Here is a 12,075-nt window from a genome sequence, read left to right on the forward strand (position 1 = left end):
ATTGAGAAGGCAACATTGTAAGAAATTGTTTCAACTGATGCGGAATTTGCAAGCAAGAGTCGTCCTCATCCGTTCCAAGCGGGCACCCGGCGCGCGTGCCGGAAAACATGGAAAACATTTCTATGTGAGCAATTTAAATTACCGGAAAGTCAGTAATTATGTTGATACTCTGCCTATTTTCCTGACGCGCGCGCCGACGTCGAAAATCGCGTCTACGCCCCTGAATAATGCGGCAACGCACCAAAACAGGGCGTCTTATTTCCCGTTTTCGGGCATCCGGCAGCAAACATTGGCGATGCCGTGTATGCTTCGTCCCGTTTATCCATTATCACCTGACAAATTGTGCGCTTTGTCGCGTAAATCATGCAGGGCAAATGATGGGTAAAGCATGTTGACGTTTTAATCACACGCCTGATACTGTTGCACTAATACAACGGGTGACGACAAGGCATGCGCTATGATGGAATGGTCAATCAGGCCAATGCATTGGTTGGCAAGGGGCACTGGCTCTGTCGCGTAGTACGGTTGGCGATGGTCGGGATGCCTGAAAAAGCCCTCGGCCTGGTACCGGAAGTAACATGTTGGAACTTGATGGAATGTGAAACGGTCGTTATAGTGCCGCTTCCGGTGCCCTTTGAGCACCGAACCGGCGCATGAAAATACGGTCGCTCTGCAGCCTTCAAGCTTATCGGTGCAATAGCGTGCCGATACCGATGTGAATTGTTCCCCTGACCGGAACAGCAATGTGGCAGGTGGAGACCTTGCCCTCACTCATAAAAAGCGCTCTGTTAGAGCGCAGCTCGAGATGCATAGGCTGTATTACTTTTTGCTTCAAAATTAAAGGAAATCGCAATGAAAAAAACTCTGATCACTCTGGCAGTTCTGGCAGCAGCCACTGGCGTAGCCCAAGCTCAATCGAGCGTTGTTATCTACGGTACCGTTGACGCTGGTTTCGTCAGCGAGCGCGGCGGCAAAGCCGGCACCGTCAACAAAATCGATAGCGGCGTTGCTTCGGCTTCGCGTATCGGCTTCAAAGGCACCGAAGATCTGGGCAGCGGCCTGTCGGCACTGTTCGTTCTGGAATCGGGTTTCAACGTTGACACCGGCGCGCAAGGTAATAACGAAGCCCTGTTCGGCCGTCAAGCCTACGTAGGCCTGAGCAGCAAAACGACCGGTACCCTGACCCTGGGTCGTCAATACACCCCTTGGTACAACACCCTGTCGAAAGTTGCTGATCCATTCGCAGTTGGTTACTCGGGTTCCGCCAAGAACTTGTTCCCAGCGAACACCACCCGTACCAGCAACACCGTGCTGTACACCTCGCCAAACTTCAACGGTTTCGATGCTGACGTTGCTTACAGCGCCCGCAACGAAGGCCAAGAGAGCCTGGTATCCAGCAAAATCGGTCGCCAAATCGGCGCGTCGGTTGGCTACGCTAACGGTCCTTTGAACGCACGTCTGGCTTACAACACCACGTCCAACGACCAAGCAGTGGGCACGACCGTTGTTGAAGCAGGCAGCGCACGCAACTGGCTGGCAGCTGCCAACTACGACTTCGCAGTAGCGAAAGCGTATGTTGCATACGGCGTCAACAAAGGTGCAAACAGCTCGCTGCGTAACAACTTCAACGCTGGTAACCTGTACACCACGGCATCGACCGGCGGCGTGACCAACGACAGCACCACCGCCCTGATCGGCGCAACCGTACCAGTTGGTCCAGCTGGCACCGTGATGGCTTCGATCATCCACGTGAACGACAAATCGGGCATCAACGCCGATGCGAACCAGTTCGCAGTGGGCTACTCGTACGCTCTGTCGAAGCGCACCAGCACCTACGCTTCGTACGCCAAGATCTCGAACAAAAACAACGCTGGTTACACCGTTGGTAACAACAGCAATGTTGGTTCGGGCGACCAAGCGTTCAACGTTGGTGTTCGTCACTCGTTCTAATATTCGCGCAAGCGAAGCTTAGTACCGCTGCCAGCATCCCTTCGGGGATGCTGAAAAGCAAGGAAACGCGTCTCCAGGCTAGTCCTGGTGGCGCGTTTTTGCATGGGCGGCGCCAGTTATAATGGTGCCGTTACCCAAGTAAAGGAATGCCATGTATTCACACACATCGCCGCGCCTGGCCGCCTTGCTGGCCGCGCTGCTGCTCGCTGGCGCCACGGGCGCCGCTGTCGCTGCCGTCAAGGGCAAGAAGCCGGCCGGACTGGAGCGCTATGGCGTGGCCGTCTATTCCGACCTGTGCCTGCAAAAGGATAGCGGCGAAATCGGCGGCCAGCGCGTGACCCTGCACCGCTTCGCCGAGGCCGATTCCGTCATCTATGAATTCACGGCAGGCGCCCTGAGCTGGCCCATCGTCGCCAACGACGTCAACCTGGATGCCGCCACGGGCGCCTTCGACTTCACCATCGCCGGCGCCGACAGCGAAGAGCGCACCATCGTCGGCAAGTTTTCCAAAGACGGGCAGACCCTGACCCTGGAAGGCGATTATTGCGGCGGCAACGTGCGCATGCCCATGAAACTGAGCCGCGTGCGCGATTTCGGCCGCCCTTTGAAAAACTGCACGCCATGCCCGCCGATGCCGCAGGCGCCTGTCGAGGCAGTGCCTGCCGAGGAAAGCGCGCCAGCGCCCGCCGCCTGAGCGATTGCTGCTGTCAAAAAGAAAAAGGCCCGGTATCGACCGGGCCTTTGTTATTTTCAGCGCTGCAAGGGGCTTATTTGGCCGCTTGCGCCTTTTCCGCCGTGGCGCGGATGGTGGCGAGCGTCGCGTTCGGCGTGATCAGGTTGCCGTCGTAGCGCAGCTCAATCAAGGCCGGCAAGTTGTTGGCCTTGGCGTGTGCCAGCGCCCGCTGCAGGGCAGGGGCGAACTCTTCTGTCGTAGCCACCACTTCGCCATGCGCGCCATACGCTTGCGCCAGCGCCGCAAAATCCGGGTTGTGTAGGGTCGTGCCCGACACGCGGCCCGGGTAATCGCGTTCCTGGTGCATGCGGATGGTGCCGAACATCTGGTTATTGAAGACGATGATGACCACGCCCGCCTGGTATTGCACGGCGGTGGCCAATTCCTGGCCATTCATCATGTATTCGCCGTCGCCGGCGAAGGTGATCACGGTGCGTTCGGGGTGCACGATCTTCGCCGCCACGCCGGACGGCACGCCGTAGCCCATGGCGCCGTTGGTCGGCGCCAGCTGCGTGCGCATGCCGCCGTAGCGGTAAAAACGGTGCGCCCACGAGGCGTAATTGCCGGCGCCGTTCGTCAGGATGGTATCGAGAGGCGCCTGCGCCATGATCTCTTGCGTCACTTGCCACAGGTCCAGCGGTGCCTGGCCATCCTGGAAGATGGGCGGGCGCTCCTGGTAGGCGGCCAGCTCGGCCTTCGCTTCGGCCGGCGTATGTTTCCATGCAGCAGCATCGACGGGCGCCATGGCGGCCAGCATGGCGCACACTTGCGGCATGCCGCTGTTGATCATCAGTTCGGCCTGGTAAACGCTGCCCAGTTCCTCGGCATCCGTATGGATGTGCACCAGGCGCTGGCGCGGCACGGGCGAGTCGAACAGGGTATAGCCGCCCGTCGTCATTTCGCCCAGGCGCGGGCCGATGGCGATGACCAGGTCGGCATTTTTCACGCGCGCGGCCAGTTTCGGGTTGATGCCGATGCCGACGTCGCCGATGTAGTTCGGGTGGGTATTGTCGAGCAAGTCCTGGAAGCGGAAGGCGCAGGCGACGGGCAGGTGATTGCTTTCCGCGAACTGTTGCAGGTCGGCGCACGCTTGCGGCGTCCAGGTGGTGCCGCCCAGCAAGACCAGCGGCTGTTTCGCGGTGGCCAGCATGCTGCGCAGCTGCTGCAGCTGGGCGTCCGATGGCGCTGCCTGCACCGGCTGGTAGGCGCGCGTGTCGGCCACCGTGGCCAGCGAAATGAGCATGTCTTCCGGCAAGGCCAGCACGACGGGGCCGGGACGCCCGCTGGTGGCCACCTGGAAGGCGCGCGCCAGGTATTCGGGGATGCGCTCGGCGCGGTCGATCTGCGCCACCCACTTGGCCATCTGGCCGTACATGCGGCGGTAGTCGATTTCCTGGAACGCTTCGCGGTCGACGAAATCATTGCCCACCTGGCCGATGAACAGGATCATTGGCGTGGAATCCTGGTAGGCCGTGTGCACGCCGATCGAGGCGTTGGTGGCGCCAGGTCCGCGCGTGACGAAGCAGATGCCCGGCTTGCCCGTCAGCTTGCCATAGGCTTCGGCCATGAAGGCGGCGCCGCCTTCCTGACGGTTGATGATGAAGCGGATGCCCGAGTCGTGCAGGGCGTCGAGCACGTCGAGGTAGCTTTCGCCAGGCACGCCAAAGGCGGTGTCGACACCGTGGATCTGCAGGGCATCGACCAGGATCTGGCCGCCGGTACGGGATTGTTGCGTCATGTTCGGCTCTTTATATTCTAGTGGGTGGCAAAGAAGTGGGGCAAGCGGTGCGCATGCGCTTGCATGCAAGCAGCTTGTCTCATTCTATGTGAGCCGATTTGGCCCGGCTTTTGAAATGGCGACACCGAATTACACAATCCCCCGGGGTGACGACGAGGGCGCCCGGCGGGCGGCGCCGCGCCTGCAGCGGCCTTTTGCAGAAACATGCTGCGGCGCGGTACAATGGCGGGTGAAGCAGGCCAGACAGTCGCTGGCCGGCGCAGCAATGCGCTGGCGGGAGGAAGGTCCGGACTCCATAGAGCGGGGTGACGGTTAACGGCCGTCCGTCGAAAGCCGCAAGGTATAAGGCGAGGAATAGGGCCACAGAGACGAGCGTATTAAGTTACGGTGAAACGCGGTAACCTCCACCTGGTGCAATTTCAAATAGGCACGCGATGATGCTGCTCGCGGAGCGTGCGGGTAGAAAGCTTGAGCGCCCGAGTAATCTGGCGCCTAGAGGAATGACTGTCATAGCGTCGACCTGCAAGGGAAGGCGCCGTAACAAAATCCGGCCTACCGGCCTGCTTCACTTGAATTCCTGCTCCCTGGCCTGCCAGGGAGCATCTCAGCAGCGGCGGCTTTTCCTGCTGCGCGCCACGCAAAAGCCCCCGCAATGGGGCTTTTTTTGTTTCTAAAAGTATAGCACTTAAGATAAAGTTGTATATACAACTAAAAGTGAATAATTGGTTAAAGTTTCTTATCTACAATTAATTGCTGCATTGCAAAAATAGTTTTCCTGCGTCAGGCCAACCCCTGAAAACAGGGCCGATACGCGCCGTGGACGATTATTTTTTGCTTTAAACCAAGTCTTACGTTGCGGCTGATTGCTGTTGTGTCTGGATGACGAAATTATTGTCATGTGTCAACTAACTGTAAAAAATTCAATTTTTCGATTTCGTTTTTTTCGATGTTTACGGTAGGAAAACACATGTGTGCAGATGAGGTAGCACATTCACTATCTTTCATAAGTATCTAATTTATCGATATATTTTTATTTGAGACTCCTTCAACGATATGCGCTAAGTCCTTAATTTCATTAATAAAATTCCTGTTTTGCCAATCGGAAACCGCTTGACCACTATCTTTGCTTCCTCTAAAGTGGGCAACTGTGTGAAAAAGTGTGTTTTTGTGGGAAATTTTCCCTTTTCATCATGATGCGCAAGCGTCGCAACCCAAGCTCAAAAAAGGTCTTCCGTGTTTCAAGGCGCGTCCGCAATCAATCTCGATGCCAAAGGCAGGATGTCTATCCCTGCCAAGCACCGTGACGCGCTGGCGATTCAATGCGAAGGCCGCTTGACCCTGACCAAACACCCCGATGGCTGCCTGCTGTTTTTCCCCCGTCCCGTGTGGGAAAGCCACCGCCAGCAAATCGCCGCCTGGCCCATGTCGGCGCGCGCCTGGCAGCGCATCTTCCTCGGCAACGCCGTCGACGTCGAGCTGGACTCGGCCGGCCGCGTGCTGATCTCGCCTGAATTGCGCAACGCCGTCGGGCTGGCGCGCGAAGTCATGATGATCGGCATGGGCAGCCACTTTGAAATATGGGATGCCGCCAAGTTGGCCGACAAAGAACAGCAGGCGATCGATGCCGGCACCCCCGATGTACTTTCCAATTTTTCTTTCTAAGGCTCCGTAATGACACAACTCACGGTGCCGGAATTTCAGCATCGCACGGTGCTGCTCGATGAAGCGGTCGATGCGCTCGACCTGTCGGGCGACCGCGCGCACGGCATTTACGTCGACGGCACGTTTGGCCGCGGCGGCCATAGCCGCCTGATTTTGTCGCGCCTGGCCTCCGACGCGCGCCTGATCGGCTTCGACAAGGACTTGCAGGCGATCGCCACGGCCGAACAGATCGGCGACCCCCGCTTTGAAATCGTCCACGACAGCTTTGCCACCATGACGGCCAGCCTGGCCGAACGCGGCGTGCAGCAGGTGGACGGCATCCTGCTCGACCTGGGCATCTCGTCGCCGCAGGTTGACGACGCGGCGCGCGGTTTCAGCTTCCGCAACGACGGACCGCTGGACATGCGCATGGATACTACGCGCGGCATCTCCGCGGCCGAATGGCTGGCGGTGGAAACCGAGCAGAATTTAGAGAAAGTGATACGCGATTATGGGGAAGAACGGTTTGCTTTTCAGATTGCAAAGGCGATTGTTGCTGGCCGGGCAGTCCAGCCAATTTCAAGCACACGACAGCTTGCCGGCATCGTGGCAGGCGCCGTCAAGACCCGCGAGAAGGGTAAGGACCCCGCTACCCGCACCTTTCAGGCCATACGCATTTTCATTAACAAAGAGCTCGAGGATCTCGAGATCGGTCTGAACCAGGCGTACGCCTGCCTGGCGCCCGGCGCGCGCATGGCCGTGATCAGTTTCCATTCGCTGGAAGACCGCATGGTCAAGCGCTTCTTCGCCTCGAAGGCGAACGTGGAGCAGCCTGACCGCCGCCTGCCGATCCGCGCGGTGGACTTGCCGCAGCCGGAAATGAAGCTGATTTCGAAGATGAAGCCGTCCGACGCCGAGATCGAGGGCAACCCCCGTTCGCGTTCGGCCGTGATGCGCGTGGCGCAGCGCCTGCCGCTGGCCGCCCCTGCAAACGGCGGCGCCCGATGACTGGCAAGCTGTGTGTCGTGCTGTCGGCCCTGCTGGTGTGCTGCGGCCTGTCGCTGGTGAACGCGCAATACCAGTCGCGCCACCTGTTGATCGACCTGGAGCGCGCGCAAGCGCTGTCGCGCCAGCTCGACATCGACTGGGCACAACTGCAGCTGGACCAGTCCACTTTGGGCAAGCATGAACGCATCGAATCGATCGCGCGGCGCGACCTGAGCATGACGCCGTTGACGGCGGCGCGTACGCAATACCTGACGGAGGGCGAATAATGAAGTTGGGCGGTAACAGCAACGGCCGGGTGGCGGCATCGAAAGGCGTGCCATTCTCGAAGAACCCCGTACTGGCGGTGCGCCTGCCCGTCTGGCGTTCGCGCGTCGTTCTGTTCCTGCTGTTCTTCGCTTTCGCCGGCCTGGGCGCACGCGCGCTGTGGCTGCAGGGCGTCTCGACCCAGTTCCTGCAAAAGCAGGGCAAGGCGCGCTATGAACGCACGCTGGAATTGCCGGCCACGCGCGGCAAGATCACCGACCGCAATGGCCAGGTACTCGCTTCGTCCGTCCCTGTGAAAGCCATCTGGGCGATTCCCGACGACGTGCTGCAGGCGTCGCCCGAGAAAATCAATGCGTTGGCCGGCCTGCTGGAAATGAATGTCAACGAATTGCGCAAGAAGCTCGATTCGGACCGCAGCTTCGTTTACCTGAAACGCCAGGTCGAGATGGACGTGGCCGACAAGATTTCCAAGCTGGGCATCGACGGCATCGACGAGCGCAAGGAATACAAGCGCTTTTATCCACAGGGCGAAGTGATGACCCACGTGGTGGGCTTTACCAACGTGGAAGACGTGGGCCAGGAAAGCATGGAGCTGGCGCAGCAGAAGACCCTCGTCGGCACCACCGGCAGCCGCCGTGTGATCAAGGACCGCCTGGGCCACATCGTCGAAGACATCGGCTTCATCCACGAACCGCACGATGGCAAGGATCTGACCCTGTCCGTCGACAGCAAGATCCAGTACATCGCCTTTACGCAGTTGAAGGAAGCGGTGGAAAAATTCAATGCCAAGGCCGGCGGCGCCGTGGTGCTCGACGTGCACACGGGCGAAGTGCTGGCCCTTGCCAATTACCCCAGCTACGACCCGAACGACCGCCGCAAGCTCACGGGCCAGCAGCTGCGCAACCGCGTCATGACCGATACTTTTGAGCCGGGTTCGACCCTGAAACCGATCACGGTCTCGCTGGCGCTCGACACGGGCCGCGTCAAGCCGGGCACCCTGATCGACACGGGCCCGGGCCGCTACACCATCGCCGACCGCACGATCACCGACACCAAGCCGCACGGCGTGATCAATGTCTCCGAAATCATCGAGATGTCGTCGAATATCGGCACCTCGAAGATCGCGCTGGGCATGCCGTCGCAGGAAATGTGGGAAATGTTTACCAAGGTGGGCTTCGGCCAGCAGCCGAAATGGGGCTTCCCCGGCGCCGTTGCCGGCCGCGTGCGTCCGTATAAGTCGTGGCGCCCGGTGGAACAGGCGACCATGAGCTACGGTAACGGCATTTCCGTCTCGCTGATCCAGCTGGCGCGCTCGTACATGATGTTCGCGCGCGACGGCGACACGATTCCCCTGTCGTTCCAGAAGGTCAATGAACTGCCCGTGGGCCAGCAAGTGATCAAGCCGAAGACGGCCGCCGAAATGCGCGCCATGCTGGAACTCGTGGTCTCCGGCGCGCACGGCTCGGCCAAGCGCGCCCAGGTTGCCGGCTACCGCGTGGGCGGCAAGACGGGTACCGCCTATAAAGTGGAAAACGGCCGTTATGCGATGCCGCGCAAATATATCGGCTCGTTCGTGGGCATGGTGCCGATGTCGGCGCCGCGCTTCATCATTGCCGTGATGATCGATGAACCGACCGGCCCGGCCCACTATGGTGGCCAGGTTGCTGCTCCCGCTTTCGCGGCGATTGCGACCAACGCGCTGCGCGCGATGAACGTACCGCCCGATTCCTCCGTTACCGAAATCGTGGTCCCGGCCAATGCCGGCCCGGAGGCCATGTGAAGTCACTCATGACCATACAAGACATCAGTTTGTGGATCAAAACGGCTGCCCCGTCCGGGCAGCTGACGTCCGATTCGCGCCGCGTGCAGCGCGGCGACGTGTTTTTCGCCTACGCGGGCGCCACGCATTTCATCGAAGCGGCCATCGAGCAGGGTGCCGCCGCCATCGTGCACGACGCCGTTGAATGGAACGCCGCATGGAGCGTGCCACACCTGCTGGTCAGCGACCTGAAACGCGTGGCCGGCCCCGTGGCGCATGCTGTTTACGACATGCCCGACAGCGCCATGTTCAGCGCCGGCGTGACGGGCACGAATGGCAAGACCTCGTGCGCGCTGTGGCTGGCGCAAGCCCTGGCGCGCCTGGGCGAAACGTCGTCCGTCATCGGCACCTTGGGCGTAGGCCTGTGCAAGCCGCGCGGCGCCATCGAATTCGACGTGACCGGCTACACCACGCCGGACGCCGTGCTGCTGGCGCGCAAACTCGCCGCCATGCGCGACGCCGGCGCCAAGGCCGTCGCCATCGAAGTGTCGTCGATCGGCCTGGACCAGGAACGCGCGGCCGGCATGCATTTCGATGTCGCCATGTTTACCAATTTGACGCGCGACCACCTCGACTACCATGGCGACATGGCAGCCTACGAGGCGGCCAAGGTCAAGCTGTTCGATTGGCCCGGCCTGAAAACGGCCGTCATCAACCTGGACGACCCCATGGGCTTGCGCCTGGTCCGCCACATGGACGGCAAGCTGGCGGGCGAGTATCCGGTCATCGGCTATACCTTGCAGGATGCGGCCGCCTTGCCCGATTTGCCGGGTGTGTTGATGCTGCGCGCCAGCCAGTTCCGCAGCCGTAATGCCGGCACCGACTTCCATCTGGAATGCGCGCTGGGCGTTGCGCTGATCAAGACGCAGTTGGTGGGCCACTTCAATATCAGCAACGCGCTGGCCGTGCTGGGCGCCTTGCTGGCGCACGGAACCGGTCTGCGCGCCGCCATCGACGGCATCGAATCCCTGCAGCCAGCCCCGGGCCGCATGCAGCAGGTGGGCGGCCAGGAAGCGCCGATGGTCGTCATCGATTACGCGCATACGCCTGACGCGCTGGAAAAAACCCTGGCTGCCTTACGCCAGGTGGCGCAGGAGCGGGGCGGCCAGCTGTGGTGCGTGTTCGGCTGCGGCGGCGACCGCGATCCGGGCAAGCGTCCGCAGATGGGCGCCATCGCGCAGCTGGCCGATCACGTGCTGGTCACCAGCGACAATCCGCGCAGCGAAGACCCGCACGCCATCATCGCGCAGATCGTCGCCGGCATGCGTGCCGACGGTCCGCAGCCGCAAGCCATCGAAGACCGCGCCGGGGCCATTTTGTCGGCCATCAAGCACGCGGCCAAGCCGGATGTGATCCTGTTGGCGGGCAAGGGCCATGAGCCGTACCAGGAAATCAAGGGCAAGAAACTGCCGTTCTCCGATGCCGACCATGCGCAGCTGGCCCTGTCCGCGCGCCTGACGATGATGAGGACGAACTGATGGACCGCCTGATGCATTCAAGCCTGGCTGAATTGATGCCGTCGCTGGACGGCGCACAGCTGACGGGCGACACCGTTTTTGACGGTGTGTCCACCGACAGCCGCAGCGCCCAAGCCGGTTCGCTGTTCGTGGCCCTGCGCGGCGAGAGTTTCGACGCCCACGATTTCCTCGATCAGGTGGCCGCGCGCGGCGTCGCCGCCGTGGTGGTCGAGCGCCTGCCGGCGGGCTGGGACAGTAGCAAGGTGCCGGCCATCGTGGTCGCCGATACCCTGGCCGCGCTGGGCCGCATCGCCAACCACTGGCGCTGCCGTTTTAATTTGCCCGTCATCGGCGTCACCGGCAGCAATGGCAAGACCACCGTCAAGGAGATGATTTCATCCATCCTGGCGGCAGCCTTTGGTGAAGAGGCGCGCCTGGCCACGCGCGGCAACCTGAATAACGAGATCGGCGTGCCCCTGACCCTGTTCCGTCTGAATGAAGCACACAAGGCTGCCGTCATCGAGATGGGCATGAACCACCCGGGCGAGATTGCCCGCCTGGCGGCGATTGCCGCGCCAACCCTGGCGATGGTCAACAATGCGCAGCGCGAGCATCAGGAATTCATGCACACGGTGGTAGCGGTGGCGCGCGAAAACGGCGCCGCGCTGGCGGCCCTGGCGCATGACGGCGTGGCCGTCTTCCCGCATGGCGATGAGTTTACGCCCGTGTGGCGCGAATTGGCCGGCGCGCGCGCCATCATCACCTTCGGCTTGTCGAAAGAGGCGGATGTCAGCTGCACGCACCGCGCGGCCGAGGATTTTGGCAGTGACCTGTTCGTCAGCGTGCGCGCACAGGACGGCGGCTTGCGCCAGTTCTTCGTGGGCTTGCAGGCGGCAGGAGAACACAATGTACGCAATACGCTGGCAGCGGTGGCATGCGCTATCGGCGCCGGCATCGCGCCAGAACATATCAAGCAGGGCCTGGAGGCGTTTTCTCCCGTGAACGGCCGGTTGCAGAAAAAACGCGCCGCCAATGGCGCCACCATCATCGACGACACGTATAACGCCAATCCGGATTCGGCGCGCGCGGCCATCGATGTGTTGGCGCAGGCCGCGGCACCGCGCATCCTGGTGCTGGGCGAGATGGGCGAAGTCGGCACGCAGGGGCAGCAGTTCCACGAAGAGATCGGCGCCTACGCCGCCGCCAAAGGCATCGAACACGTGCTGGCGACGGGCGGTCTGGCGCGCCATCTGGTCAATCCGGCGCAGGCAGCCGCGAGCCAGGAATCAGGCACGGTCGTGGAGTATTTCGAACAGTTCGACGGTTTGCTGGCGGCGCTCGATGCGCATTTGTCCGGCCGTTCGGATGCAACAGTATTAATCAAGGGCTCCCGTTTCATGAAGATGGAACGGGCCGTGCAGCATTTGATTGGTTCAAACAACAATAACAAGGAAGCTCACTAATC

Annotated in this window: 9 protein-coding genes and 1 other RNA gene; 9 read left to right on the forward strand and 1 reads right to left on the reverse strand. The window is 61.0% G+C overall.

Annotated elements, in window-relative coordinates; translation table 11 throughout:
- Positions 1 to 852 precede the first annotated feature (852 nt).
- Entirely contained in the window at positions 853 to 1,950 is a 1,098-nt protein-coding gene (locus OX459_RS24355) for a porin (protein WP_289906875.1), read from the forward strand.
- Positions 1,951 to 2,101: 151 nt separating this feature from the next.
- The gene (locus tag OX459_RS24360; RefSeq protein ID WP_289906876.1) at positions 2,102 to 2,644 is read left to right on the forward strand and encodes a hypothetical protein; all 543 of its coding nucleotides are present in this window, start codon (positions 2,102 to 2,104) and stop codon (positions 2,642 to 2,644) included.
- 73 nt (positions 2,645 to 2,717) lie between these two features.
- Here OX459_RS24360 and OX459_RS24365 read toward each other — a convergent pair whose 3' ends face one another.
- Positions 2,718 to 4,421 carry a thiamine pyrophosphate-binding protein gene (locus OX459_RS24365; protein ID WP_289906877.1) on the reverse strand — a complete coding sequence of 568 codons (1,704 nt, stop codon included), beginning with the start codon at positions 4,419 to 4,421 and terminating at the stop codon, positions 2,718 to 2,720.
- A 231-nt stretch (positions 4,422 to 4,652) separates the two neighbouring features.
- On the opposite strand from OX459_RS24365, the gene rnpB reads away from it, so the two are divergent.
- From rnpB to murF, 7 genes are all read left to right on the forward strand, one after another.
- Positions 4,653 to 4,992: RNase P RNA component class A (rnpB, locus tag OX459_RS24370), an RNA gene on the forward strand.
- A gap of 662 nt (positions 4,993 to 5,654) precedes the next feature.
- Positions 5,655 to 6,083 (forward strand): division/cell wall cluster transcriptional repressor MraZ, encoded by a 429-nt coding sequence (mraZ, locus tag OX459_RS24375; protein ID WP_034748899.1) that lies wholly within the window; start codon positions 5,655 to 5,657, stop codon positions 6,081 to 6,083.
- A gap of 9 nt (positions 6,084 to 6,092) precedes the next feature.
- On the forward strand, positions 6,093 to 7,070 hold the full coding sequence (rsmH, locus tag OX459_RS24380; protein WP_077399835.1) for a 16S rRNA (cytosine(1402)-N(4))-methyltransferase RsmH: 978 nt from the start codon (positions 6,093 to 6,095) through the stop codon (positions 7,068 to 7,070).
- Positions 7,067 to 7,336, forward strand: coding sequence for a cell division protein FtsL (gene ftsL / locus OX459_RS24385; RefSeq protein ID WP_034748894.1), 270 nt, complete (start codon positions 7,067 to 7,069; stop codon positions 7,334 to 7,336). The genes rsmH and ftsL overlap by 4 nt, the downstream gene beginning before the upstream one ends.
- Positions 7,336 to 9,114, forward strand: coding sequence for a penicillin-binding protein 2 (locus tag OX459_RS24390; RefSeq protein WP_034748891.1), 1,779 nt, complete (start codon positions 7,336 to 7,338; stop codon positions 9,112 to 9,114). The genes ftsL and OX459_RS24390 overlap by 1 nt, the downstream gene beginning before the upstream one ends.
- An 8-nt stretch (positions 9,115 to 9,122) precedes the next feature.
- Complete coding sequence (locus tag OX459_RS24395) at positions 9,123 to 10,631, forward strand: UDP-N-acetylmuramoyl-L-alanyl-D-glutamate--2,6-diaminopimelate ligase (protein WP_289906878.1); 1,509 nt, start codon at positions 9,123 to 9,125, stop codon at positions 10,629 to 10,631.
- An 11-nt stretch (positions 10,632 to 10,642) separates the two neighbouring features.
- Positions 10,643 to 12,073, forward strand: coding sequence for a UDP-N-acetylmuramoyl-tripeptide--D-alanyl-D-alanine ligase (gene murF / locus OX459_RS24400; RefSeq protein ID WP_289906919.1), 1,431 nt, complete (start codon positions 10,643 to 10,645; stop codon positions 12,071 to 12,073).
- Positions 12,074 to 12,075 lie beyond the last annotated feature (2 nt).

Origin of the sequence: Janthinobacterium sp. SUN026 (genome assembly GCF_030397625.1) — a bacterium.
Classification (GTDB): domain Bacteria; phylum Pseudomonadota; class Gammaproteobacteria; order Burkholderiales; family Burkholderiaceae_D; genus Janthinobacterium; species Janthinobacterium kumbetense.